The organism is Enterobacter cloacae complex sp. P43RS, assembly GCF_014930585.1.
GTDB classification, from domain to species: Bacteria; Pseudomonadota; Gammaproteobacteria; order Enterobacterales; family Enterobacteriaceae; genus Enterobacter; species Enterobacter bugandensis.
Genome location: NZ_JADBRJ010000001.1, coordinates 722,185 through 746,530 on the forward strand (window position 1 = coordinate 722,185; position 24,346 = coordinate 746,530).

Annotated in this window: 26 protein-coding genes; 13 read left to right on the top strand and 13 right to left on the bottom strand. The window is 52.5% G+C overall.

The window, feature by feature from the left end:
* Positions 1–7: 7 nt before the first annotated feature.
* From trpB to yedF, 4 genes are all read left to right on the top strand, one after another.
* The gene (trpB, locus tag IM294_RS03455) at positions 8–1,201 is read left to right on the top strand and encodes a tryptophan synthase subunit beta (protein WP_028013413.1); all 1,194 of its coding nucleotides are present in this window, start codon (positions 8–10) and stop codon (positions 1,199–1,201) included.
* A complete protein-coding gene (gene trpA / locus IM294_RS03460; RefSeq protein WP_063437440.1) occupies positions 1,201–2,010 on the top strand; it encodes a tryptophan synthase subunit alpha in 810 nt (269 codons plus the stop codon). The genes trpB and trpA overlap by 1 nt, the downstream gene beginning before the upstream one ends.
* A gap of 180 nt (positions 2,011–2,190) precedes the next feature.
* Positions 2,191–3,402 (top strand): selenium metabolism membrane protein YedE/FdhT, encoded by a 1,212-nt coding sequence (yedE, locus tag IM294_RS03465; protein ID WP_126818529.1) that lies wholly within the window; start codon positions 2,191–2,193, stop codon positions 3,400–3,402.
* Complete coding sequence (gene yedF, locus IM294_RS03470; RefSeq protein WP_003856774.1) at positions 3,399–3,632, top strand: sulfurtransferase-like selenium metabolism protein YedF; 234 nt, start codon at positions 3,399–3,401, stop codon at positions 3,630–3,632. The genes yedE and yedF overlap by 4 nt, the downstream gene beginning before the upstream one ends.
* Positions 3,633–3,788: 156 nt before the next feature.
* On the opposite strand, the gene IM294_RS03475 is transcribed toward yedF, so the two are convergent.
* Both IM294_RS03475 and ompW read right to left on the bottom strand, forming a co-directional pair.
* Positions 3,789–3,998: a hypothetical protein gene (locus tag IM294_RS03475; RefSeq protein WP_028013416.1), complete on the bottom strand. Its 210-nt coding sequence runs from the start codon at positions 3,996–3,998 to the stop codon at positions 3,789–3,791.
* Positions 3,999–4,142: 144 nt separating this feature from the next.
* Positions 4,143–4,775 (bottom strand): outer membrane protein OmpW, encoded by a 633-nt coding sequence (gene ompW, locus IM294_RS03480; RefSeq protein WP_045260668.1) that lies wholly within the window; start codon positions 4,773–4,775, stop codon positions 4,143–4,145.
* Between the two features lie 280 nt (positions 4,776–5,055).
* On the opposite strand from ompW, the gene IM294_RS03485 reads away from it, so the two are divergent.
* The 4 genes from IM294_RS03485 (at position 5,056) to yciA (ending at position 7,325) form a co-directional block, all read left to right on the top strand.
* Entirely contained in the window at positions 5,056–5,460 is a 405-nt protein-coding gene (locus IM294_RS03485; protein WP_126818530.1) for a YkgJ family cysteine cluster protein, read from the top strand.
* Between the two features lie 25 nt (positions 5,461–5,485).
* Positions 5,486–6,229 (top strand): YciC family protein, encoded by a 744-nt coding sequence (locus IM294_RS03490; protein WP_088205591.1) that lies wholly within the window; start codon positions 5,486–5,488, stop codon positions 6,227–6,229.
* Positions 6,230–6,285: 56 nt separating this feature from the next.
* Positions 6,286–6,825 carry a septation protein A gene (locus tag IM294_RS03495; protein ID WP_028013419.1) on the top strand — a complete coding sequence of 180 codons (540 nt, stop codon included), beginning with the start codon at positions 6,286–6,288 and terminating at the stop codon, positions 6,823–6,825.
* A gap of 104 nt (positions 6,826–6,929) precedes the next feature.
* A complete protein-coding gene (gene yciA / locus IM294_RS03500; protein ID WP_028013420.1) occupies positions 6,930–7,325 on the top strand; it encodes an acyl-CoA thioester hydrolase YciA in 396 nt (131 codons plus the stop codon).
* Positions 7,326–7,362: 37 nt separating this feature from the next.
* On the opposite strand, the gene tonB is transcribed toward yciA, so the two are convergent.
* The gene (tonB, locus tag IM294_RS03505) at positions 7,363–8,085 is read right to left on the bottom strand and encodes a TonB system transport protein TonB (protein WP_049138284.1); all 723 of its coding nucleotides are present in this window, start codon (positions 8,083–8,085) and stop codon (positions 7,363–7,365) included.
* Between the two features lie 222 nt (positions 8,086–8,307).
* Here tonB and IM294_RS03510 point away from each other — a divergent pair, with 222 nt between their 5' ends.
* Positions 8,308–8,604: a YciI family protein gene (locus IM294_RS03510; protein ID WP_045260670.1), complete on the top strand. Its 297-nt coding sequence runs from the start codon at positions 8,308–8,310 to the stop codon at positions 8,602–8,604.
* A 34-nt stretch (positions 8,605–8,638) separates the two neighbouring features.
* Here the strand turns inward: IM294_RS03510 and leuE are convergent, their stop codons facing one another.
* Both leuE and IM294_RS03520 read right to left on the bottom strand, forming a co-directional pair.
* A complete protein-coding gene (gene leuE, locus IM294_RS03515) occupies positions 8,639–9,274 on the bottom strand; it encodes a leucine efflux protein LeuE (RefSeq protein WP_028013423.1) in 636 nt (211 codons plus the stop codon).
* A gap of 106 nt (positions 9,275–9,380) precedes the next feature.
* Complete coding sequence (locus tag IM294_RS03520; protein ID WP_086379783.1) at positions 9,381–9,554, bottom strand: YciY family protein; 174 nt, start codon at positions 9,552–9,554, stop codon at positions 9,381–9,383.
* Between the two features lie 144 nt (positions 9,555–9,698).
* Here IM294_RS03520 and cls point away from each other — a divergent pair, with 144 nt between their 5' ends.
* Together cls and IM294_RS03530 are read left to right on the top strand one after the other, a co-directional pair.
* A complete protein-coding gene (gene cls, locus IM294_RS03525) occupies positions 9,699–11,159 on the top strand; it encodes a cardiolipin synthase (RefSeq protein ID WP_028013424.1) in 1,461 nt (486 codons plus the stop codon).
* Positions 11,160–11,192: 33 nt separating this feature from the next.
* Positions 11,193–11,522: an HI1450 family dsDNA-mimic protein gene (locus tag IM294_RS03530; RefSeq protein WP_006810881.1), complete on the top strand. Its 330-nt coding sequence runs from the start codon at positions 11,193–11,195 to the stop codon at positions 11,520–11,522.
* Positions 11,523–11,553: 31 nt separating this feature from the next.
* On the opposite strand, the gene IM294_RS03535 is transcribed toward IM294_RS03530, so the two are convergent.
* From IM294_RS03535 to IM294_RS03565, 7 genes are all read right to left on the bottom strand, one after another.
* Entirely contained in the window at positions 11,554–12,390 is an 837-nt protein-coding gene (locus tag IM294_RS03535) for an ion transporter (RefSeq protein ID WP_045260682.1), read from the bottom strand.
* Positions 12,391–12,438: 48 nt separating this feature from the next.
* A complete protein-coding gene (gene oppF, locus IM294_RS03540) occupies positions 12,439–13,443 on the bottom strand; it encodes a murein tripeptide/oligopeptide ABC transporter ATP-binding protein OppF (RefSeq protein WP_041909608.1) in 1,005 nt (334 codons plus the stop codon).
* The gene (locus IM294_RS03545) at positions 13,440–14,453 is read right to left on the bottom strand and encodes an ABC transporter ATP-binding protein (protein ID WP_028013427.1); all 1,014 of its coding nucleotides are present in this window, start codon (positions 14,451–14,453) and stop codon (positions 13,440–13,442) included. The genes oppF and IM294_RS03545 overlap by 4 nt, the downstream gene beginning before the upstream one ends.
* 11 nt (positions 14,454–14,464) lie before the next feature.
* A complete protein-coding gene (gene oppC / locus IM294_RS03550; protein ID WP_028013428.1) occupies positions 14,465–15,373 on the bottom strand; it encodes an oligopeptide ABC transporter permease OppC in 909 nt (302 codons plus the stop codon).
* A 14-nt stretch (positions 15,374–15,387) separates the two neighbouring features.
* Positions 15,388–16,308: an oligopeptide ABC transporter permease OppB gene (gene oppB, locus IM294_RS03555; protein ID WP_028013429.1), complete on the bottom strand. Its 921-nt coding sequence runs from the start codon at positions 16,306–16,308 to the stop codon at positions 15,388–15,390.
* A gap of 83 nt (positions 16,309–16,391) precedes the next feature.
* Entirely contained in the window at positions 16,392–18,023 is a 1,632-nt protein-coding gene (gene oppA / locus IM294_RS03560; protein WP_193360302.1) for an oligopeptide ABC transporter substrate-binding protein OppA, read from the bottom strand.
* Between the two features lie 770 nt (positions 18,024–18,793).
* Complete coding sequence (locus IM294_RS03565; protein ID WP_047368710.1) at positions 18,794–19,441, bottom strand: YchE family NAAT transporter; 648 nt, start codon at positions 19,439–19,441, stop codon at positions 18,794–18,796.
* 478 nt (positions 19,442–19,919) lie between these two features.
* Between IM294_RS03565 and adhE the strand changes: the two genes are divergently transcribed.
* On the top strand, positions 19,920–22,598 hold the full coding sequence (adhE, locus tag IM294_RS03570; RefSeq protein WP_028013432.1) for a bifunctional acetaldehyde-CoA/alcohol dehydrogenase: 2,679 nt from the start codon (positions 19,920–19,922) through the stop codon (positions 22,596–22,598).
* A gap of 65 nt (positions 22,599–22,663) precedes the next feature.
* On the opposite strand, the gene tdk is transcribed toward adhE, so the two are convergent.
* On the bottom strand, positions 22,664–23,278 hold the full coding sequence (gene tdk, locus IM294_RS03575; RefSeq protein ID WP_028013433.1) for a thymidine kinase: 615 nt from the start codon (positions 23,276–23,278) through the stop codon (positions 22,664–22,666).
* A 548-nt stretch (positions 23,279–23,826) separates the two neighbouring features.
* Between tdk and hns the strand changes: the two genes are divergently transcribed.
* Positions 23,827–24,240, top strand: coding sequence for a histone-like nucleoid-structuring protein H-NS (gene hns / locus IM294_RS03580; RefSeq protein WP_028013434.1), 414 nt, complete (start codon positions 23,827–23,829; stop codon positions 24,238–24,240).
* Positions 24,241–24,346: the final 106 nt, after the last annotated feature.

The following is a 24,346-nucleotide window of genomic DNA, read 5'->3' on the forward strand; positions in this document are numbered from 1 at the left end:
AGAGAAGATGACGACATTACTTAACCCGTATTTTGGTGAATTCGGCGGGATGTACGTTCCGCAAATCCTGATGCCCGCGCTGCGCCAGCTGGAAGAAGCGTTCGTGAGCGCGCAGAAAGATCCTGCGTTTCAGGCGGAGTTTACCGACCTGCTGAAAAACTACGCCGGGCGTCCAACCGCGCTGACCAAATGCCGCAACCTGACCGAAGGCACCAAAACCACGCTGTATCTTAAGCGTGAAGATCTGCTGCACGGCGGCGCGCATAAAACTAACCAGGTGCTGGGCCAGGCGCTGCTCGCGAAGCGTATGGGTAAAACCGAAATCATCGCCGAAACCGGCGCGGGCCAGCACGGCGTGGCTTCTGCGCTCGCCAGCGCCCTGCTCGGCCTGAAGTGCCGCATCTATATGGGTGCTAAAGACGTTGAGCGTCAGTCGCCGAACGTGTTCCGTATGCGCCTGATGGGTGCGGAAGTGATCCCGGTGCACAGCGGTTCTGCGACGCTGAAAGATGCCTGTAACGAAGCGCTGCGCGACTGGTCCGGCAGCTACGAAACCGCGCACTATATGCTCGGCACCGCGGCAGGTCCTCACCCGTTCCCGACCATCGTGCGCGAATTCCAGCGCATGATCGGTGAAGAGACCAAAGCGCAGATCCTTGAAAAAGAGGGTCGCCTGCCGGATGCAGTCATTGCCTGCGTCGGCGGCGGGTCTAACGCCATCGGCATGTTTGCCGATTTTATCGACGAAACCCGCGTAGGGCTGATTGGCGTCGAGCCTGCCGGTCATGGGATTGAAACTGGCGAGCACGGCGCGCCGCTGAAGCATGGCCGCGTGGGGATCTACTTCGGCATGAAAGCCCCGATGATGCAGACCGATGAAGGGCAGATTGAAGAGTCTTACTCAATTTCTGCCGGACTGGACTTCCCGTCCGTTGGTCCACAGCACGCGTTCCTGAACAGCACGGGGCGCGCGGACTATGTCTCCATTACCGATGACGAAGCGCTGGAAGCCTTCAAAACGCTGTGCCGCAGCGAAGGGATCATCCCGGCGCTGGAGTCTTCTCACGCGCTGGCGCACGCGCTGAAAATGATGAAAGAGAACCCGGAAAAAGAGCAACTGCTGGTGGTGAACCTTTCCGGTCGCGGTGACAAAGATATCTTCACCGTTCACGATATTTTGAAAGCACGAGGGGAAATCTGATGGAACGCTACGATAACGTATTTGCAGAACTGAAATCCCGCCAGGAAGGCGCGTTCGTCCCCTTCGTTACCCTGGGCGACCCGGGCCCTGAGCAGTCTCTGAAGATTATCGACGCCCTGATTGAAGCCGGCGCCGATGCGCTGGAGCTGGGTATTCCGTTCTCCGATCCGCTGGCGGATGGCCCGACCATCCAGAACGCCACCCTGCGCGCCTTTGCGGCAGGCGTGACCCCAACCCAGTGCTTTGAAATGCTGGCGGCGATCCGCCAGAAGCACCCGACCATTCCGATTGGTCTGCTGATGTATGCCAACCTGGTGTTCAACCGTGGTGTTGACGAGTTCTATGCAGAATGCGCGCGCGTGGGTGTCGACTCGGTCCTGGTAGCAGACGTGCCCGTGGAAGAGTCCGCGCCGTTCCGCCAGGCTGCGATGCGTCACAATGTCGCCCCTATTTTCATCTGTCCGCCAAACGCCGATGATGAACTGCTGCGCCAGATAGCCTCTTACGGACGCGGGTATACCTATCTGCTTTCCCGCGCGGGCGTGACTGGCGCCGAAAATAAAGCTGCACTGCCGCTGCATCATCTGGTGGAAAAGCTGGCCGAGTACCATGCCGCGCCGCCGCTGCAGGGCTTCGGGATCTCCTCTCCGGATCAGGTCACCGCGGCGATTGACGCGAAGGCGGCGGGTGCCATCTCCGGCTCCGCGATTGTGAAGATCATCGAGAAGAACGTGGACAAGCCCGAGCAGATGCTGAGCGAATTGAAAGCGTTCGTGACCGCAATGAAAGCAGCGACGCGTAAAGCATAATCCCTCCACCGTCTGGCAACCCTGCCAGACGGTTACTCCTCCTTCTCCATCCTCTCCAAAGGATTACGTCAAAATTGATCCCGTCGATATTTTCGGTGTGAATAGCTTTTCAAACTTTCGCGTAAGCGTATGATCTGGACTCTTTTTAGCACTAATCCTTCTGAGTTCAGAGGCTTATTCATGTCATGGCAATCCTTCAAACAGACTTACCTGGTTAAGTTCTGGTCACCTGTTCCGGCCGTCATCGCGGCAGGCATTCTCTCTACTTATTATTTCGGCATTACCGGCACCTTCTGGGCCGTCACCGGTGAATTCACCCGCTGGGGTGGGCAACTGCTGCAGCTCGCAGGCGTGCACACCGAAGAGTGGGGATACTTCAAACTTATTCACCTGGACGGCACCCCGCTTACCCGCATCGACGGAATGATGATTATCGGCATGTTCGGCGGCTGTTTCGCTGCGGCGCTGTGGGCAAACAACGTTAAGCTGCGCATGCCCAAAAGCCGCGTTCGCATCATGCAGGCGGTAGTCGGGGGTATGATTGCCGGGTTTGGCGCCCGCCTGGCGATGGGCTGTAATCTGGCCGCGTTCTTTACGGGGATTCCGCAGTTCTCCCTTCATGCCTGGTTTTTTGCCGTAGCCACGGCGATTGGCTCTTACTTCGGAGCAAAATTCACCCTTCTGCCGCTGTTCCGCATTCCGGTGAAAATGACAAAAGTCAGCGCGGCGTCCCCGCTAACCCAAAAACCGGAGCAGGCAAAGCGCCGTTTCCGCCTGGGTATGCTGGTCTTTTTTGCTATGATCGCATGGGCCATTTGCACGGCGATGAATCAGCCGAAGCTTGGCCTGGCGATGTTGTTCGGCGTCGGCTTTGGCCTGCTGATCGAACGCGCGCAGATCTGCTTTACCTCTGCGTTTCGCGATATGTGGATCACCGGAAGGACGATGATGGCGAAGGCAATCATTGCCGGCATGGCGGTGAGCGCTATCGGCATTTTCAGCTATGTTCAGCTCGGTGTTGAACCGAAGATCATGTGGGCTGGCCCGAACGCGGTGATTGGCGGTCTGCTGTTTGGCTTCGGGATTGTGCTGGCGGGCGGGTGTGAAACCGGCTGGATGTACCGCGCGGTTGAGGGACAGGTGCACTACTGGTGGGTGGGTCTGGGAAATGTGATTGGCTCGACGATCCTGGCGTACTGCTGGGATGACGTGTCTCCCGTCCTGGCCACCAACTGGGACAAGGTCAACCTGCTCAACACCTTCGGGCCTCTCGGCGGCCTGCTCGTTACCTACGCCCTGCTGTTGGTTGCTTTTTTACTGGTCGTCGCACAGGAGAAACGTTTCTTCCGCCGTGCGAGCGTTAAAACAGAAACGCAGGAGAATGCAGCATGAAGGAGATCGTGCCTGATTATCGTCTGGATATGGTTGGTGAGCCCTGTCCTTATCCGGCGGTTGCTACGCTTGAAGCCCTGCCGCAGCTTAAAAAAGGGGAAATACTGGAAGTGGTCAGCGACTGCCCGCAGTCCATCAACAACATACCGCTGGATGCTAAAAACCACGGTTATACGGTGCTGGATATCCAGCAGGATGGCCCAACCATTCGCTATCTGATTCAAAAATGATCGCTAAGGGCCTCGCAAGGGGCCTTTATCGTATTGAATTATAAGCCATGTTGATCCACGGCAAAAACGCGATTTTTGACTCAAGTAAAATCTCATTTCCCTTTTGAAGGAGGTTTTCGCGGTTTGATGTATTTACGAGCTTTACTGGTTTTCGCCTTATTGATTCCCTTCCACGCGCTGTCCCTGAATTTTTCTTCGACCTTCCTGCGCCTTAATTGCCCGGAAAGAGGACTTGTCGACGTTATTCTGCACGTCTATGACCATACTCAGGAACGATGGCGCGGTCATTTTGAAACCGGCGCGGGTCATAAACGTGTGGGTGATACCGAAATTATCCCGTTTGCCAACGGTGATATTCTCTTCCATTCCCTGTCCAGCGACGCTTTCAGCTATTTATATGATGGGGAAAAGATCCTGAGGCACTGCGTAAAGCTTGACGAGCGGCCGGTTTATCCGTCGTTTTGAAGCGAGCAAAGCAAACTGGCCACCCTGTGGCCAGTTTGACGGGGATCAGAAACGATAACCCGCAGAGAACATGAACACCCACGGATCCAGACGCGTATTGATGCTTTGCTGCTCGCCGCCCGCCTTGAAGCGTACGTCCGTATCAATATCCATATACCAGACCGAGGCGTTGATCAGCCAGTCGCGGTTAATCAGATAGTCCAGACCAACCTGCCCAGCCATACCCCACGAGTCTTTCAGGCTGAGATCCGAGAGCCCTGCTTCTTTGCCGGTATCGTTGAATTTCTCATCGAAGAAGGTGGTGTAGTTCACACCCGCGCCAATATATGGACGCACCTTGCTGCTGGCATCGCCAAAGTACCATTGCGCCATCAGCGTTGGCGGTAAATGGTGAACCGTGGCGATATCACCGGTCGCACCAAGACCGACACGGTGACGGAACGGCGTTGCCGCCAGAAGCTCAACCCCAACGTTATCCGTCGCCATCCAGGTGAATGTTAAACCTAACTGGGTGTTGTTACTGACGTTAAAACCGCCCATCCCCAGCACGTTATCCGATCCTTCAGTTGGGCGAACCGTAGCCGAACCGGCACGAATAAAGAATTCGCCTGCTTCATGCGCATACGCGCCGCCAGAGAGACTGCTTAATACAAGGGCTGCCACCGCTAATTTTTTCATATCCGCTCCATCGTTGTGGTTTTAATCGCGGGTGAGAATATACTCACAAAAGAGTAATAAGTGATCTGCCACAGATCACATTAAAACCAGTAAGTTAACATTCATTGATCTGGGTTAATTTTTTGTGGCGCTTTGAAAAGCAATAAGTTGTTTCTATGTCAATTTTTGGCATTTCACAGTTACAAAATTTTCTCTTTTCCCCCTCTTGCTCTTCCTCTGTCGGCTGGATAATTTATCGCTCTCACAAGTTGATTTGATGCGTTCTTTTTGCAGGTGTGCCATGAGTGAAGTTAACCCGTGCATGACGTGCGGAGCCTGTTGTGCGTATTTTCGAGTCTCTTTCTACTGGGCTGAAGCCAGCGATGGCGGCGGTACCGTTCCGGTTCATCTAACTGAGCCGTTAACCCCCTTTCTGCGCTGCATGAGCGGCACCAATCAAAAGCAGGCCCGCTGTGTCGCGCTGCAGGGTGAGCCCGGGGTTTCGACCCGGTGCGCGATCTATGAGGATCGCCCCAGCCCGTGCCGGGAATTTGCCCTGTCGGGGGAAGATGGGCAGGTCAACGAAGCTTGTAATCGCGCCCGCGCGCGCTTTGGATTACCGCCGCTTTACAAAGATATGCTTTTCCATACAAGCCTTGATGCTGCCACAGCAGGTTCATCCGGTGTACAATTGCCGGCTAATTAACACCTGCAATACGCAAGGAGAGTGCATGTCTATCACGGCGAAGTCTGTCTACCGTGACACGGGAAATTTTTTCCGCAATCAGTTCATTACCTTTTTACTGATCGCGTTGCTTTGCGCCTTTATCACTGTGGTGCTGGGTCATGCGTTCTCACCGAGTGAAGAACAGATTGCCAGCCTGAGCCAGGGCGACCATCTTGCAGGAAGCGTGGGGCTATTTGAACTGGTGCAAAACATGACGCCAGAGCAGCAACAAATTCTGCTCCGGGCGTCTGCCGCATCCACGTTTTCTGGCCTGATTGGTAACGCCATTCTGGCGGGCGGCGTTTTGCTGATGATCCAACTGGTGTCGGCGGGCCACCGGGTCAGCGCCTTGCGGGCGATTGGCGCCAGCGCGCCGGTCTTACCTAAGCTGTTTATCCTGATCTTTTTAACCACCATGCTGGTGCAGATGGGAATTATGCTGGTTGTGGTGCCGGGCGTGTTACTGGCTATTGTGCTCGCTTTTGCCCCAGTAATGGTCGTGCAGGATAAAATGGGAATTTTTACCGCGATGCGCAGCAGCATCAGGCTGGCATGGGCGAACATGCGTCTGGTTGCTCCTGCCGTGATGGGCTGGCTGCTGGCAAAAACGCTCCTGCTCCTGTTTGCTCCGAATTTTGCGGTATTAACCCCGAACGTCGGCGCGGTGGTCGCGAATACACTGAGCAACCTGATTTCAGCGGTGCTGCTTGTCTATCTGTTCCGCCTGTATATGTTAATTCGTCAGTAACCCTGATGCCGGGTGCATGACAGGGCCCGGCTCAACAAAGAAGATGGAATCACAGAATGAAGCAGTTTCTTGATTTTTTACCGCTGGTGGTCTTTTTCGCGTTTTACAAACTGTATGACATTTATGCTGCCACCACGGCGCTGATTATTGCGACAGCGGTTGTGCTGATCTACAGCTGGGTGCGCTACCGTAAAGTTGAAAAAATGGCGCTGGTGACGTTTGTCCTGGTCGCCGTATTCGGTGGGCTAACCCTCTTCTTCCACAATGATGAATTTATCAAGTGGAAAGTGACGGTGATCTACGCGCTATTTGCGGGTGCGCTGCTCATCAGCCAGTGGGTGATGAAAAAGCCGCTGATCCAGCGCATGCTCGGCAAAGAGTTGACGCTGCCTCAGGAGGTCTGGTCGCGCCTGAATATCGCCTGGGCCGTGTTCTTTATCCTTTGCGGTCTTGCCAATATCTATATCGCTTTCTGGCTGCCACAGAATATCTGGGTCAACTTTAAGGTCTTTGGCCTGACGGCCCTGACGCTGATATTCACCCTGCTAAGCGGCATTTATATATATCGCCACATGCCGCAGGACGACAAGCACTGATTGCTGACTGACCAGAACGTGTTCGACAGGCGTTCTGGTCTATTCTCTCCGCTGTGAAATCATAGTAGCATCCCGCCTGAAGTCTTCCGTTATGAGTTAAAACAATGACAACAAATAACGCCCCTCAGGGCGAACTGGTTTTACGCACACTGGCAATGCCCGCTGACACCAATGCCAATGGCGATATTTTTGGCGGCTGGCTGATGTCGCAGATGGATATGGGCGGCGCAATTCTGGCAAAAGAGATTGCTCACGGACGCGTGGTGACCGTGCGGGTGGATGGAATGACCTTCCTGCGCCCGGTTGCGGTAGGTGATGTGGTTTGCTGTTACGCCCGCTGCGTAAAGCGCGGCAATACATCCATCTCCATCAACATTGAAGTCTGGGTGAAGAAAGTCTCTTCTGAACCGATTGGACAGCGCTATAAAGCAACTGAAGCGCTGTTTATTTATGTCGCTGTCGATAGCGAGGGTAAACCTCGTCAGCTTCCGCCAGCCTGAATGGCAGGCAAAAAAAGCCTCCTTTCGGAGGCTTTTCTTATTCCATCTGCGCCCCGCCATTCAGGCGGAAAACAATGTTCACGATCAGTCCGCTTCCCGGTTTACCGGGTTCGTAGCGCCATCTGCGCATCGCCGACTTCACTTCGCGCTCAAACATATTTGAAGGTTGCGCAGACAGAATTTCCACGTTATCCACGCGGCCATCCGCAGTCACGTCAAATTTCACCCGTACGCGACCTTCAATACGCAAGGCCTGAGCCCGCGCCGGATACTGAGGCTGATTACGGCTCAACGCACGTGGGCCCGCTGGTGCGGCAACCGTCGGCTTTGCCGCCGGTGCGCTGTTATTCATGACCGGACGCGAAGGCGCTGTATTCTCGACCGGCTGGGTCGCGCGCGGTTCAACCGGGCGTTCTTCACGTTTCGGACGCTCCTCGACCTTCTTCACCGGCTTTGGCTTCGGCTTAGGTTTTGGCTTCGGTTCAGGTTTGTGGATCACCACCGGTGCCTCCTTCGGTGGCTCCGGTACAGGCTCGGGTTCCGGTTCAGGCTCAGCAACCGGCTGTGGCGGTGGTGGCGCAACCTGCGGCGGTTCGAGATCCGCTGGCGAGACCATGGTTACCGAGATCGGCTGGGCGGGTGCGGGCATTTCAATAACCTGATGAACCGAGGTGTAGAGCAAACCCGCCACGACGGCACCGTGAATCACGACGGACAACAGCGTCGGCCAGGGAAAGCGGCGAGGTAAATCAAGGGTCATCGAAGTCATAATCATCAACGTTAAAAAACCGGACCCTGATTTTAAATGCAAATAGCAATCATATTCAATAAGACACTTTGTTCTGGCGCAATTAAAGCGCAGGAGTGGTCAAAAAAAGGACATCCAGATCGGGGTATTAACGTTGTTTTTATCTTTACATTGCAGTCAATTGCCCTTTCACATAACGTAACTGACACTTTATAACGCTTAAGGAGCTTCACCGTGCTTTACGTGATTTACTCTGAAGATGTCGCTGATTCCCTCGAAAAACGCCTCTCTGTTCGCCCTGCCCATCTGGCTCGCCTGCAGCTGCTCCAGGACGAAGGCCGTTTGCTGACCGCGGGTCCAATGCCTGCTGTTGACAGCAATGACCCGGGAGCCGCCGGTTTTTCTGGCTCCACGGTTATTGCTGAGTTTGAGTCTCTTGAAGCGGCGCAGGCCTGGGCTGACGCAGACCCATACGTTGCGGCGGGTGTGTATGCAAAAGTGACGGTGCGACCGTATAAGAAAGTGTTCTGATGTAAAAAGGCTCCCTCAGGAGCCTTTCTTCACATTAATGCAGTGACGCTAACCGCGCCGCAAACCCGACAAACAGCAGCCCTATCAGCCCGTTCCCCAGCTTTGCCAGTTTCTTTTTGGTTTTCAGATAACGCGTAACAAACGCCCCAGAGAAGATCAGGAAGCTCATGTACATAAAGCTAATCAGCTCAAGCGTGGTAGCGAGGATCAGGAAAGAGGTCCCGGTATTTTGCGCATTCACGTCGATAAACTGCACAAAGAACGAAACGTAGAACAGAATCGCTTTTGGATTGGTCAGGCTCAGGACGAGGGAGCGTTTCATGATCGTGCTGGCAGGCTCGGTTCCGCTCTCTTGAGCATTATTCTGACGTGTGATCACCGACCAGAGCATTTTTCCGCCCAACCACAGCAGATAGAAAGCCCCGAGATAGCGCACGATATTAAAGAGTACGGGGGTCGTCTGGATCAATGCCGCAACACCCGCCCAGGCCAGGAACATCAATACCGCATCACCGATAAACACGCCGGTCGCGGCAAGATACCCTTTTTTCACACCGTGACCGATCCCCGTTTTCAGCACAAACAGGGTGTTTGGCCCGGGAACCAGCACGATAAAAAATGCGCCAACAACATACGTCCAGAAATTCAGTACACCAAACTCCGCAAACACCTCTCCCTCCTTTTGCTAAAAATAACCAGAATATCGCCGCAATAACGATATTCGCAAAATAAGACACAATATAATCAGCGGGCACCTTGCGGTGCCCTCATGGGTTTCAGATATCCTGGACTGCGAACAGCAACGCATTGCGGTGCCGGGTCAATCCACATTTTCTGATGGCGTGGATACGCATATTGCGGCGGGATTGTGCTTCCAGCCAACGAGCCTTGCGACGACTCACCTGTCGCAACATACGCCAGCGCCCTACTTCTGTTCTACTGCGCTTCATGTCTACAACTCTTTCTCAAACAGAGCCGCCATTATAAACCCAACCCGACAGCAAACCAGCGCTTTTACCTGGCGTTTTTATTTGCCAGATGAATCCTGATGCGTACACTCATAACAATACGCTTTCAAAAGGATTTTTTTAACTATGACAACCTTCTACACCGTGGTGAGTTGGCTGGTCATTCTGGGATACTGGCTGTTAATCGCGGGTGTGACGTTACGCATCCTGATGAAGCGCAGAGCCGTACCCTCTGCCATGGCCTGGCTTCTGATCATTTATATCCTCCCACTGGTGGGAATTATTGCCTATCTCTCTTTCGGTGAGCTTCATCTTGGTAAACGCCGTGCCGAGCGGGCGCGCGCAATGTGGCCTTCCACCGCGAAGTGGCTAAACGATCTCAAAGCCTGTAAGCATATCTTTGCCGAGGAGAACAGCAGCGTCGCCTCCTCGCTGTTTAAGCTCTGCGAGCGCCGCCAGGGGATTGGCGGCGTTAAGGGCAATCAGCTCCAGCTTCTGACGTCGTCCGATGATGTCATGCAGGCGTTAATCCGCGATATTCAGCTGGCTCGCCATAATATTGAGATGGTGTTTTATATCTGGCAGCCCGGCGGCATGGCTGACCAGGTCGCTGAATCCCTGATGGCGGCCGCACGCAGGGGGATCCACTGCCGTCTGATGCTGGACTCCGCGGGCAGCGTGGCATTTTTCCGTAGCCCCTGGGCGGGCATGATGCGTAACGCCGGTATCGAGGTGGTTGAGGCGCTGAAGGTGAATCTCCTGCGCGTGTTTCTGCGCCGGATGGACCTTCGCCAGCACCGTAAAATGGTCATGATCGATAACTATATTGCCTACACCGGCAGTATGAACATGGTTGACCCGCGCTTCTTTAAACAGGACTCCGGCGTCGGGCAATGGGTGGATCTGATGGCGCGAATGGAGGGGCCGATTGCCACCTCGATGGGGATCGTTTACTCCTGCGACTGGGAGATAGAAACCGGCAAGCGTATCCTGCCGCCACCGCCGGATGGCAATATTATGCCGTTTGAAGAGGCTAGCGGTCATACAATTCATACCATCGCTTCCGGACCGGGCTTCCCGGAGGACTTGATTCACCAGGCGCTGCTGACGGCAACCTACTCCGCGCGTGAATATCTGATCATGACGACGCCCTACTTTGTCCCCAGCGATGATCTGCTGCACGCGATTTGTACCGCAGCGCAGCGCGGCGTCGATGTCAGTATCATTCTGCCACGCAAAAATGACTCCCTTCTGGTGGGCTGGGCCAGCCGTGCCTTCTTTAGCGAACTGCTTGCCGCCGGGGTGAAAATTTACCAGTTTGAAGGCGGGCTCCTGCATACCAAGAGCGTGCTGGTCGACGGCGAATTAAGCCTGGTGGGCACGGTTAATCTTGATATGCGCAGCCTGTGGCTAAACTTTGAAATCACCCTGGTGATTGATGACGCCGGCTTTGGCGGTGACCTGGCGGCGGTTCAGGATGACTATATCTCCCGCTCGCGGTTGCTGGATGCCAGGCTGTGGGTAAAACGTCCGTTATGGCAGCGAATAGCTGAACGACTGTTTTACTTCTTTAGTCCGTTGCTGTAAAACGTGCCCAACGATGTTAAACAGGTAGTCATCATGGAAATGGATCTGAACAATCGCCTGACCGAAGACGAAACGCTCGAGCAGGCCTATGACATTTTTCTCGAACTGGCGGTTGATAACCTCGATCCCGCAGACGTGATCCTCTTTAATCTGCAGTTCGAAGAGCGCGGCGGTGCCGAATTGTTCGACCCTTCAGAGGACTGGGCCGAACATGTAGATTTCGACCTGAACCCTGACTTCTTTGCCGAAGTGGTTATTGGGCTGGCTGATGAAGACGGCGGTGAAATTAACGACATTTTTGCGCGCGTCCTGCTGTGTCGTGAGAAAGACCACAAGCTGTGCCACATACTCTGGCGCGAATAATAAAAAAGGCTGCGATAGCAGCCTTTTTTATTTAATCCGGTAACGCGCTTCCGCAGCGGTTGCAAAACCGCGCGCTGTGTTCATGATCGGCCTGGTGGCAGTTCGGACATTTGCGCCGCTGTTTATGGTTCTGAAACGCGCTGCTCATGTGCGTGGTAATAAGCCCCGTCGGAATGGCAATTACCGAATACCCAATCAGAATCAGCACGGATGCCACAATCCGCCCCAGCGGCGTATGGGGCGTGATATCGCCATACCCCACGGTCGTAACGGTCACTATCGCCCAGTAGACGGAAGCGTTGAGCGTCGTGAAGCCATATTTCGGCCCTTCGATCAAATACATCAGCGCGCCAAAAACAATCATCACGATGGCAATAAACGAATAGAACAGAATAAGCTGATGGCGTGCGCTGACGATCGCGCTCCAGAATACGCGCAGCGACGGCATAAAGCGCAGTAACTTCAGAATGCGCAAGACCCGAATAACGCGCATCGCTCGCCAGGCGAAAACATAGTTGAGGCTGATCTCCGGCCACAGCCACATCACATAGAGCGGCAGGATCGTCGCTAAATCAATAAAGCCCCAGAAGCTAAAGACGTACTTTGCCGGGTTGGGCCAGCAAACAACACGCAGAATATACTCAGCGGTAAAGACCAGGGTAATAATAAGTTCCAGCCAGACAAACGCATGCCATTCCTCAAATGTCAGGTGATATTGCGTCCCCACACCCGATTCAATAAAGATGACCACTACGCTCAGTAGCGCAAACAGTGCACACAGACCTTCAAAACGGCGTCCCGATACCGTTTCAGGATCGAATAAAAGATGATAGAGCCGCCGACGGGCTGAAGTGAATAAACGCGACACGATAACCTCGCAAAAAAATAAGGGCTGACATCATGTCAGCCCTTGCGATTATAGCGGGTCTACTTTCAGGCAGGAAACCGCATGTCGGAAACTGCCCTCCAGCACCGGTCGCGTTTTCGCGCATTCCGGCCCGGCCATCGGGCATCGCGTGCGGAACACGCAGCCCGACGGCGGATTGATCGGCGACGGCAATTCCCCTTCCAGAAGCTGAATCGTTTTATTCTTTTCCAGATCCGGATCGGGGATCGGCACAGCCGACATCAGCGCTTTGGTATAAGGATGCAGCGGGTTATGGTACACCTCGTCATAGGTTCCCAGTTCCACGGCATGGCCCAGATACATCACCAGCACGCGGTCGGAGATGTGTTTTACCACCGCCAGGTCGTGCGCAATGAAGATCAGCGACAGCCCCATTTCGCGCTGCAATTTCTGAAGCAGGTTAACCACCTGCGCCTGAATCGACACGTCCAGCGCGGAGACCGGTTCATCACAAATAATCAGTTTCGGCTCAAGGATAAGCGCACGCGCAATGCCAATACGCTGACACTGGCCGCCTGAAAATTCATGCGGGTAACGGTTAATGAGGTTAGGCAACAGCCCGACTTTCAGCATCATCGCCTTCACGCGGTCACGGACTTCCTGACGCGGCATCTTTGGATGATAAGTGCGCAGCGGTTCGGCGATAATCTCACCGATGGTCATACGCGGGTTTAATGACGCCAGCGGATCCTGGAAAATCATCTGGATATCGCTGCGCACGTCGCGCCACTCGTCAGGCTTCATGCCCAGCAGATCTTTACCCAGCCAGGCCACTTTGCCGCCGGTGGCTTTCACCAGACCGATAATCGCACGCGCAAAGGTGGATTTACCGCAGCCGGATTCGCCCACCACGCCCAGGGTTTCCCCCTCATACAGACGCAAGGTGACGCCATCTACCGCTTTCAGGGTCTTCGGCGGCTGCCAGAACCACTGCTTGCCATCTTTGATATCGAAATGCACCTTGAGGTCGGCGATTTCGAGCAGCACGTTGCGTTTTTCATCTACTGCGTTCATACCAGCTCCTCCTGCGGCTTAAAGCAGGCGCGCAGACGGCCTGGGGCAAATTCTTCCAGCGGCGGCGCGCTGTTACAGATTTCCATCGCGTGCGGGCAGCGCGGCTGGAACGGACAGCCTTTCGGCAATCGCAGCAGGTTTGGCGGGTTGCCCGGAATGGTGAGCAGGGATTCCCCTTCCGCATCAAGACGCGGTACCGCGTTCAGCAGGCCAATCGAGTACGGATGGGCTGGCTGATAGAATACGTCGCGCGCTTTGCCGTATTCCATGGTGCGCCCGGCGTACATCACCAGCACTTTGTCACAGATACCGGCAACCACGCCCAGATCGTGGGTGATCATGATAATCGCCGTGTTGAACTCACGTTTAAGCTCGTTCAGCAGGGTCATGATTTGCGCCTGCACGGTGACGTCCAGCGCGGTAGTCGGTTCATCGGCAATCAGCAGTTTTGGCCGGCACAGCAGCGCCATGGCAATCATCACGCGCTGACGCATACCGCCAGAGAACTCGTGCGGGAACATGCGCATGCGCTTGCGCGCTTCCGGCATTTTTACCGCATCCAGCATTTTAACGGATTCCTCAAAAGCTTCCGCTTTGCCCAGACCTTTGTGCAGCATCAGGACTTCCATCAGCTGCTCACCGACGCGCATATACGGGTTCAGGGAGGTCATCGGATCCTGGAAAATCATTGAGATCTGTTCGGCGCGAAGCTTGTTCAGCTCGAGCTCCGGCAGGTTAAGAATTTCGCGACCGTTGAATTTCGCCGAACCGCCAATAACGCCGTTAGCGGCCAGCAGGCCCATTAACGCAAAAGCCGTCTGGGATTTTCCGGAGCCGGATTCACCCACGATCCCCAGCGTTTCCCCTTTGCTCAGGTTAAAGTTGAGATCGTTGACCGCAGTAACATCGCCGTCCGGGGTTTTAAAGGTCACGCGGAGGTCTTTAACATCCAGCAGTAGATTGCTCTGCTGCTGCGCCTGTGGCGCGGTGGCCGTTTCAATAATTGTCATGACGGCGCTCCTTAACGGTCTTTCGGGTCGAGGGCATCACGCAGGCCATCGCCGATAAAGTTAAAACAAAACAGGGTAACGACCAGGAAACCCGCCGGATAAAGCAGCAGCCACGGTGAAACTTCCATCGAGTTTGCGCCGTCGCTCAGCAGCGCGCCCCAGCTGCTCAGTGGCTCCTGCGTGCCCAGCCCCAGGAAGCTGAGGAAGGATTCAAACAGAATCATGCTTGGCACCAGCAGTGAGGCATAGACCACCACCACGCCCAGCACGTTAGGCACGATATGGCGAACCACGATATTACTGGTTGATACACCCCCTACCTGCGCCGCTTCGATAAACTCTTTGCGTTTGAGGCTCAGCGTCTGGCCGCGCACGATACGCGCCATATCCAGCCAGGAAACCATCCCGATGGCCACGAAGATCAACAGGATGTTCTGGCCGAAGAAGGTCACCAGCAAAATCACGAAGAACATAAACGGGAAGGAGTTCAGGATTTCCAGGAGACGCATCATCACCGAGTCTACTTTGCCGCCAAGGTAGCCGGAAAGCGCGCCGTAAAGCGTCCCCACGATCACCGCCACCAGCGCGGCGGCGATACCGACCATCAGGGAAATACGGCCACCAATCGCCACGCGTACCAGCAAATCACGGCCGGATGAATCGGTACCGAAATAGTGGCCGGACTCCATATCAGGCGCGCTGGACATCATGCCCCAGTCCGTATCGAAATAGGTAAATTGCGACAGCATCGGCGCCAGGGTGACAAACAGCGCGATGATCACCAGCACAACCAGGCTGGCGACCGCCGCACGGTTATGCATAAAGCGACGGCGCGCGTCCTGCCAGAGGCTACGACCTTCTACTTCCAGTTTTTCACTGAAGTTTTCCAGCGCCTCGCTGTTTTTCTTACTCAACATCATGGCGTGCTCCAGCGTTAGTAACGAATTTTCGGGTCGATAACGGCATAAAGCACATCGACAACGGCGTTAAAGAGAATGGTCAGTGCGCCCACGAGGATCGTGAGGCTCAGAACGAGCGAGTAGTCACGGTTAAGCGCCCCGTTTACGAACAGTTGACCAATACCCGGCAGGCCGTAAATTGTTTCGATAACCATTGAACCCGTAATGATGCCGACGAATGCCGGTCCCATATAGGAGAGCACAGGCAGCAGCGCCGGCTTGAGCGCGTGGCGGAAGATGATCCGGCGCATCGGCAGCCCTTTCGCGCGCGCGGTGCGGATGAAGTTTGAGTGCAGCACTTCGATCATTGAACCACGGGTAATACGCGCGATACTGGCGATGTAGGCCAGCGATAATGCCACCATCGGCAAAATCATGAACTTCAATGCCCCGCCGTTCCAGCCGCCCCCGGGCAGCCATTTCAGCGTGATGGCAAATATCATCACCAGCAATGGCGCGACAACGAAGCTGGGTATGACTACCCCGGTCATTGCCACCCCCATTACGGCATAATCCCATTTGGTATTTTGTCTGAGCGCGGCGATAACGCCTGCAGTGACCCCGAGAACGACGGCCAGAATGAATGCTGCAGCACCCAGTTTTGCCGAGACCGGGAAGCTGGAGGCCACCAGATCGTTAACGGAATAGTCTTTATATTTAAATGACGGTCCAAAATCACCGTGCGCCAGCTGCTTCAGATAATTGAAGTATTGGGTGGTGATGGGATCGTTTAAGTGATACTTCGCCTCGATGTTGGCCATGACTTCTGGCGGCAACGTACGTTCACCGGTAAATGGACTTCCCGGCGCGAGACGCATCATAAAGAAGGAAATCGTAATTAGAATAAATAACGTTGGTATCGCTTCTAAACAGCGACGCAGGATAAATTTCAACATTGCCCGTACCTTCTGGCGTGTGCCTGATGAATGTTACAAAGTAGACACAGTGGGGCAAGCCAGGCTCGCCCCACGTATTGCCATTAATGCTTGATAATATAAAGATTCTTAACGGAAATATTATCCAACGGGTCTTTACCGGTATAACCCCCTACCCACGGTTTCACCAGACGGGCGTTAACGTAGTAGTAAACCGGTACAATTGCAGAGTCTTTATCGAGCTGTTCTTCTGATTTCGCGTACAGCTCTGCGCGCTGCGCATCGTCAGACACTTTCAGGGTTTCAGCGATGATCTTGTCAAACGCCGGGCTCTTATAGTGCGCCGTGTTGTTTGAACTGTCGCTGAGCATGGTGTTCAGGAATGATGTCGGTTCGTTATAGTCCGCACACCAGCCCGCACGCGCCACGTCGAAGGTCCCCTGATGACGCGTATCGAGGAAGGTTTTCCACTCCTGGTTTTCCAGCTTAACGTTCACGCCCAGGTTTTTCTTCCAGATAGACGCGACGGCAATCGCCAGTTTTTTATGCAGATCTGATGTGTTATACAGCAGGTTGAACGTCAGCGGCTTGTCTGCGGTGTATCCTGCTTCAGCCAGCAGTTTTTTCGCTTCTTCGTTACGTTTTTCCTGCGACCATTTGAACCACTCAGGCTCAACCAGTTTCATCCCATCGGTATACGGAGGCGTGTAGCTGTACGCCGGCAGATCGCCCTGGTTTTTCACTTTGTTCACGATGATATCGCGATCCAGTGCCAGCTTCAGCGCGGTACGAACGCGCACGTCGGTGAACGGTGCTTTCTGGTTGTTGATTTCGTAATAATAGGTGCACAGATATGGATCGACGTGAACTTCTTTCGGGATCTCTTTCTTCAGCTTCTGGAACAGTTCAATCGGCATGTTGTTATAGGTCATGTCGATTTCACCGCTGCGGTAGCGGTTAACGTCGGTCACTTCGGAAGAGATTGGCAGGTAGGTGACCTGATTAATTACGGTCTTCGCATTATCCCAGTACTGCGGGTTACGCTCCAGCACCATACGTTCGTTGACCACCCAGTCTTTCAGCTTATAGGCGCCGTTGGTCACGATATTGGCAGGCTGCGTCCATTTTTCACCAAATTTTTCCACGGCGGATTTTGGTACCGGCGAGACGGATGGGTGAACCAGCAGCTTATAGAAGTACGGAACAGGTTCGCTCAACGTCACTTCAAAGGTATTAGCATCGATCGCCTTCACGCCCAGGTCGGTGACCGGCTTTTTACCGGCGATAATGTCATCGATATTGGCGATGTGGCCATACTGCAGATAGCTCGCATATGGAGAGGCGGTATTTGGATTCGCCAGGCGCTGCCAGCTATACACGAAATCTTCGGCGGTAACCGGTGTACCGTCGGACCATTTGGCATCTTTACGCAGATGGAAGGTCCAGACCTTGAAATCTTTGTTTTCCCACTTTTCTGCCACACCCGGTGCCGGGTGGCCGTATACGTCAGTCACCAGCAGACCTTCGAACAGGTCGCGGTTAACGTTTGACTCAGGAACGCCTTCAATTTTATGCGGATCGAGAGACTGCACTTCCGCACCGTTGTTACGCACCAGCGTCTGTTTTTCCGCCAGTTGAACACCTGCAGGAACGTCCGCAGCCATTGCAGCGTTTCCCGCGATTAGCGCAGTTAAAATCCCCGCCGCTACCAGATTTTTTTTTGTGATGATGGACATTGTGTTGGTACTCCACTCATTATAATTACTGGCTTTCGCCAGCTGTCTAATCCCCTGTTGGGGCCTGTACAGCGCAGGAGTTTTTTTTGCTGCTGTCAGGTTCTTTTTTTACTGCTTGCTATCACCGACTTTTTTATTACTGACCGCTCGTATGGCCGTCTTGCGTCGATTCTTGCCAGGCCTCCCCTGTTTGAGACCTGTGCTGGATATCTGAGAAGAGGATTATATGAAAATAATTCTCATCTACTTGTTTTAGGCTGCAAAATAGTAGGCCGGAAAGTATCAAATGGCGTAAACACGCGCCAATACATTTTGCAAATTTGTTAAGCAATTCTCTTTTACGGCCCAGGTCGTATCGTCCTGCCCAGCCCTTCCATACGTTAATCATCCTAAAAAATACTTAAAATTCAAACCAATATGGAAGATTTTCCCTTCAGGCGCGTCGCTGCATTTTCATCGCGTAGTTTTGTACGAAAATTTAACAATTGATTATTATTTAGCACATTCATCTAACGAAATGTTGAAATTACTAATATCATTTCGGTTATCCCGCAGCAAGCCCAAGACTATCGTGTGAGTAAAATAACAGTGCGTTCGAAGATTTTCTGTGCAGGCAGGCTTGAGATGAATTCATAACTCTATGAAATATATGAGATGAACATTATTAGTAGAATTTATTATGACAGGTAAGCTTTTCAACTTTATTTATATGATTTGCTGATATTGATACAAAAAAACGGCGCCGAAGCGCCGTTCTTTCATATGAAATATCAATGTAACAAGCCGGGGAAAATGCTTTTAATACCCGTGACAATGAATTCGATCCCAAGTGCCATTAACAGCAGCCCCATGATACGCGTAATAACGTTGATGCCGGTCTGCCCCAGCAGGCGCACCAGCCACGGCGCCATGCGGAATACGCCCCAGCAACAGAGTGCGAAAACGGCAATCGCGACAGAAAAGCCAATCAAATGCATGAGGCTATGGTAACGCGTGCCCCAGACAATGGTTGAACTGATGGCACCCGGCCCGGCCATGAGGGGCAATGCCAGCGGAACCACGCCGATACTTTCGCGGATGGCGGTTTCTGACTTTTCCTGCTTGTTCTGCTTATCCTCACCCAGCTTACCGCTGATCATGGACATGGCAATGGTCACCACCAGGATCCCGCCCGCAATGCGGAAGGAGTCAATCGAGATGCCAAAGAGCTGGAGAATGGCATCACCCAGGAAAAGCGAGGTGAGCAAAATGATTGCCACAGACAGGTTAGCGGTAAGATTGGTTTTGTTCCGGGCCGCCGCCGTCTGGTAACTGGTCATACTAATGAAGACAGGAATGATCCCCACCGGGTTGACCAGGGCAAACAGACCAATAAAAAATTTGAAATACGTTGGAAAATCAAAGAGCGTTTGGATCACGTTTTGCTCCGCTTTTGCGCATGCCCGGGACAGTTACATTGTTAGGAAAAATCGCGCTGAAGATACGCTTTTTATTAGCATACTTCACCAGAAATCTGTGCCAAAACGTTAGCATTTCAGAATGTTAAACATATGTTGAGACAATGATAGCGTCACTTCCAATAGTTACTTAATTAATTAACAGTGGAAATATATCCATTAAATAACCCTGCTGAAAGGTATCAGCTTGGTGGAAAATTGACGCAGATCATGATTTCCGTACTCAGAAGTGAGTAATCTTGATTACGCCCCCAGGGAGGTCACCTGACAAAAAGGGATGATGCTAAGGTAAGGCTCTTTTAGTAAATTAGTGTACTGGAGCATAAAGTAACCCTTTGTTTTACTTTATGTAACGCAAGTCGTATTGGCACTGTCTATACTGTCTGACGTATCGAGCGCTGGTTTACTAAAAGAGTTTAAACATTATCAGGAGAGCATTATGGCTGTTACTAATATCGCTGAACTGAACGCCCTCGTCGAGCGCGTTAAAAAAGCCCAGCGTGAATATGCCAATTTCACCCAAGAACAGGTTGATAAAATCTTCCGCGCGGCCGCTCTGGCTGCTGCAGATGCTCGAATCCCTCTCGCTAAAATGGCCGTTGCCGAATCTGGCATGGGTATCGTTGAAGATAAAGTGATCAAAAACCACTTTGCTTCTGAGTATATCTACAACGCCTATAAAGATGAGAAAACCTGTGGCGTTCTGTCTGAAGACGACACCTTCGGGACGATCACCATCGCCGAACCTATCGGCATCATTTGCGGTATTGTTCCAACGACTAACCCTACTTCAACAGCTATCTTCAAATCGCTGATCAGCCTGAAGACCCGTAACGCAATCATCTTCTCTCCACATCCACGTGCGAAGGACGCAACAAATAAAGCAGCAGACATCGTTCTGCAGGCAGCAATTGCTGCAGGCGCACCAAAAGATCTGATTGGCTGGATCGACCAACCTTCTGTTGAACTGTCTAACGCGCTGATGCATCACCCGGACATTAACCTGATTCTGGCGACCGGTGGTCCTGGTATGGTTAAAGCAGCATACAGCTCCGGTAAACCAGCAATCGGTGTAGGCGCAGGTAACACCCCCGTTGTTATCGATGAAACCGCTGACATCAAACGTGCTGTTGCGTCTGTGCTGATGTCTAAAACCTTCGATAACGGCGTTATCTGTGCATCTGAACAGTCTGTAGTTGTTGTTGATTCCGTGTACGACGCAGTACGCGAGCGTTTCGCCAGCCACGGCGGCTACCTGCTGCAGGGCAAAGAGCTGAAAGCGGTTCAGGACATTATCCTGAAAAATGGCGCGCTGAACGCTGCTATCGTAGGTCAGCCAGCCTATAAAATCGCTGAACTCGCAGGCTTTACCGTTCCGGCGACCACCAAGATCCTGATCGGTGAAGTTAAAGTTGTCGACGAAAGCGAGCCGTTTGCTCACGAAAAACTGTCTCCTACGCTTGCTATGTACCGTGCGAAAGATTTCGAAGACGCGGTAGAAAAAGCCGAGAAGCTGGTTGCTATGGGCGGTATCGGTCATACCTCATGTCTGTACACCGACCAGGATAACCAGCCAGAGCGTGTTGCCCACTTTGGTCAGATGATGAAAACTGCCCGTATCCTGATTAACACCCCTGCTTCTCAGGGTGGTATCGGTGACCTGTATAACTTCAAACTCGCACCTTCCCTGACTCTGGGTTGTGGTTCCTGGGGTGGTAACTCCATCTCTGAAAACGTTGGTCCAAAACACCTGATCAACAAGAAAACCGTTGCTAAGCGAGCTGAAAACATGTTGTGGCACAAACTTCCGAAATCTATCTACTTCCGCCGTGGCTCTCTGCCAATCGCGCTGGATGAAGTGATTACTGATGGCCACAAACGTGCGCTCATCGTGACTGACCGTTTCCTGTTCAACAACGGCTACGCTGACCAGATCACCTCTGTGCTGAAAGCGGCTGGCGTCGAAACTGAAGTGTTCTTCGAAGTTGAAGCTGACCCAACCCTGAGCGTTGTACGCAAAGGTGCTGAACTGGCGAACTCCTTCAAACCAGATGTGATTATCGCACTGGGTGGTGGTTCCCCAATGGACGCCGCGAAAATCATGTGGGTTATGTACGAACATCCGGAAACCCACTTCGAAGAACTGGCGCTGCGCTTTATGGACATCCGTAAACGTATCTACAAGTTCCCGAAAATGGGCGTGAAAGCGAAAATGATCGCCGTCACCACCACTTCCGGTACCGGCTCAGAAGTGACGCCATTCGCGGTAGTAACAGATGACGCAACAGGTCAGAAATATCCGCTGGCTGACTACGCGCTGACGCCAGATATGGCTATCGTTGATGCCAACCTGGTAATGGAAATGCCGAAGTCTCTGTGTGCGTTCGGTGGTCTGGATGCCGTGACTCACGCGCTGGAAGCCTACGTTTCTGTACTGGCGTCTGAGTTCTCTGACGGTCAGGCTCTGCAGGCTCTGAAACTGCTGAAAGAAAACCTGCCAGCGTCCTACAACGAAGGTTCTAAAAACCCTGTAGCACGTGAACGTGTCCACAGTGCAGCAACCATCGCCGGTATCGCGTTTGCGAACGCCTTCCTGGGTGTTTGCCACTCTATGGCGCACAAGCTGGGTTCACAGTTCCACATTCCTCACGGTCTGGCGAACGCCCTGTTGATCAGCAACGTTATCCGCTATAACGCCAACGACAACCCAACCAAGCAGACTGCGTTCAGCCAGTATGACCGTCCGCAAGCGCGCCGTCGTTATGCTGAAATCGCTGACCACCTTGGTCTGAGCGCACCGGGCGACCGTACTGCTGCGAAGATTGAGAAACTGCTGGCATGGCTGGAAAGCCTGAAAGCTGAACTGGGTATTCCTAAATCTATCCGTGAAGCAGGCGTTCAGGAAGCTGACTTCCTCGCTCACGTAGACAAGCTGTCTGAAGATGCCTTCGATGACCAGTGTACTGGTGCTAACCCGCGCTACCCACTGATCTCCGAGCTGAAACAGATTCTGCTGGATACCTACTACGGTCGTGAGTTCAAAGAAGGTGACGTTGCAGCTGTGAAAACAGAAGCTCCGGTTATTAAAGCTGACAAGAAAGCGAAGAAAAGCGCTTAACTGACAGCCTGAGGAAAAAACCCGCCTGTATGGCGGGTTTTTTTATGTCTGAATAGCGGCGGATATTATTTTCTGTTGTCGTGCTGGATCGCCGTCAGCGAGCCTACGGACAACGCTTCCTTATAATGCTTACGACAGACCGACACATAGCGTTCATTGCCACCAATCACCACCTGCTCACCGTCCGCATAAGGTTTTCCAGCCTGGTCGAGACGAAGCACCATACTGGCCTTGCGTCCGCAGAAACAGATAGTTTTTAGTTCAACCAGCTTATCTGACCAGGCAAGCAAATACTGGCTTCCGGCAAACAGCTCCCCGCGGAAGTCCGTACGCAGACCGTAGCACAGAACGGGGATATCGAGCTCATCAACCACTTCAGAGAGCGCGTGCACCTGTTCACGCGTCAGGAACTGGCTCTCATCAACCAGCACGCAGTGAATGGGCTCTGACGCATGCGCAGCGCGGATATCCTCCAGCAGGTCAGTTTGCGGGTTAAACAGCCTGGCTGGTGAAGAGAGGCCTATTCTGGAACTCACCTTCCCTGCACCGAAGCGATCGTCGATTTCAGCGGTATAAACAACGGTACGCATTCCTCGCTCCTGGTAATTGTATGAGGATTGCAGCAGTGCGGTGGATTTCCCGGCATTCATTGCCGAATAGTAGAAATAAAGTTGTGCCATTGGCCGTAAAACCCTAATCAATGTGTAATATTCCCGATGATTCATTGTACCATATTTTGTCTGGTCATCAGCGACACGCCGCACAAACGATGCCGTGCTGAAAGGTGTAAAACGCCCTCTTTTCGCAAAAATAATCCGCTAAAACAGAGAGTAATGACGGTCATGCTGGTGAATAGGTTATATGGTTAACCAAACATAACACTTCTTTTTATAGTGGAATCTGCGTTCATTAAAATTCACTATTTATTAACTATTCCTGCCTTAACACCGTCGCCTGGAACTAATACAAAAGGCTGATATTTATCCGCCGCAACTATAATTCCTGCGGCAAATGTCACAAAAAAAAGATGCAAGCGGCGGGGTTAAGCAGGTTATCGTGATAACAAGCGAGACTGCCAAAGAGGAAATTTAAGTTAGCGTAATTAATAATAGCGGCTTTATTTAGTATTTTTTGAATTCCTTACATTCCTGGCTATTGCACATCTGAATTTATGGCTCTATTATTAGGTCAACAAACCACCCCCCATTATAAGTTTGAGATTACTACAATGAGCGAAGCACTTAAAATTCTGAACAACATCCGTACTCTTCGTGCGCAGGCAAGAGAATGTACCCTTGAAACGCTCGAAGAAATGCTGGAAAAATTAGAAGTTGTAGTTAATGAACGTCGCGAAGAAGAAAGCGCTGCTGCAGCTGAAATCGAAGAGCGTACGCGTAAACTGCAGCAATATCGTGAAATGCTGATTGCTGATGGTATCGATCCAAATGAATTGCTGAACAGCATTGCTGCTGCAAAAACCGGTACCAAAGCAAAACGCGCTGCCCGTCCTGCTAAATATAGCTATGTAGATGAGAACGGCGAAACTAAAACCTGGACCGGCCAGGGCCGTACTCCTGCTGTAATCAAGAAAGCTATGGATGAGCAAGGTAAACAGCTGGATGACTTCCTGATCAAGGATTAATCAAGCCGAATTCAGAAAAATCCCGCCTCTGGTGGGATTTTTTTTGCCCGCAATTTATCACTAACATCCTCTTACACTCCGTCATAAAGCGTTATTCGGCTATTTA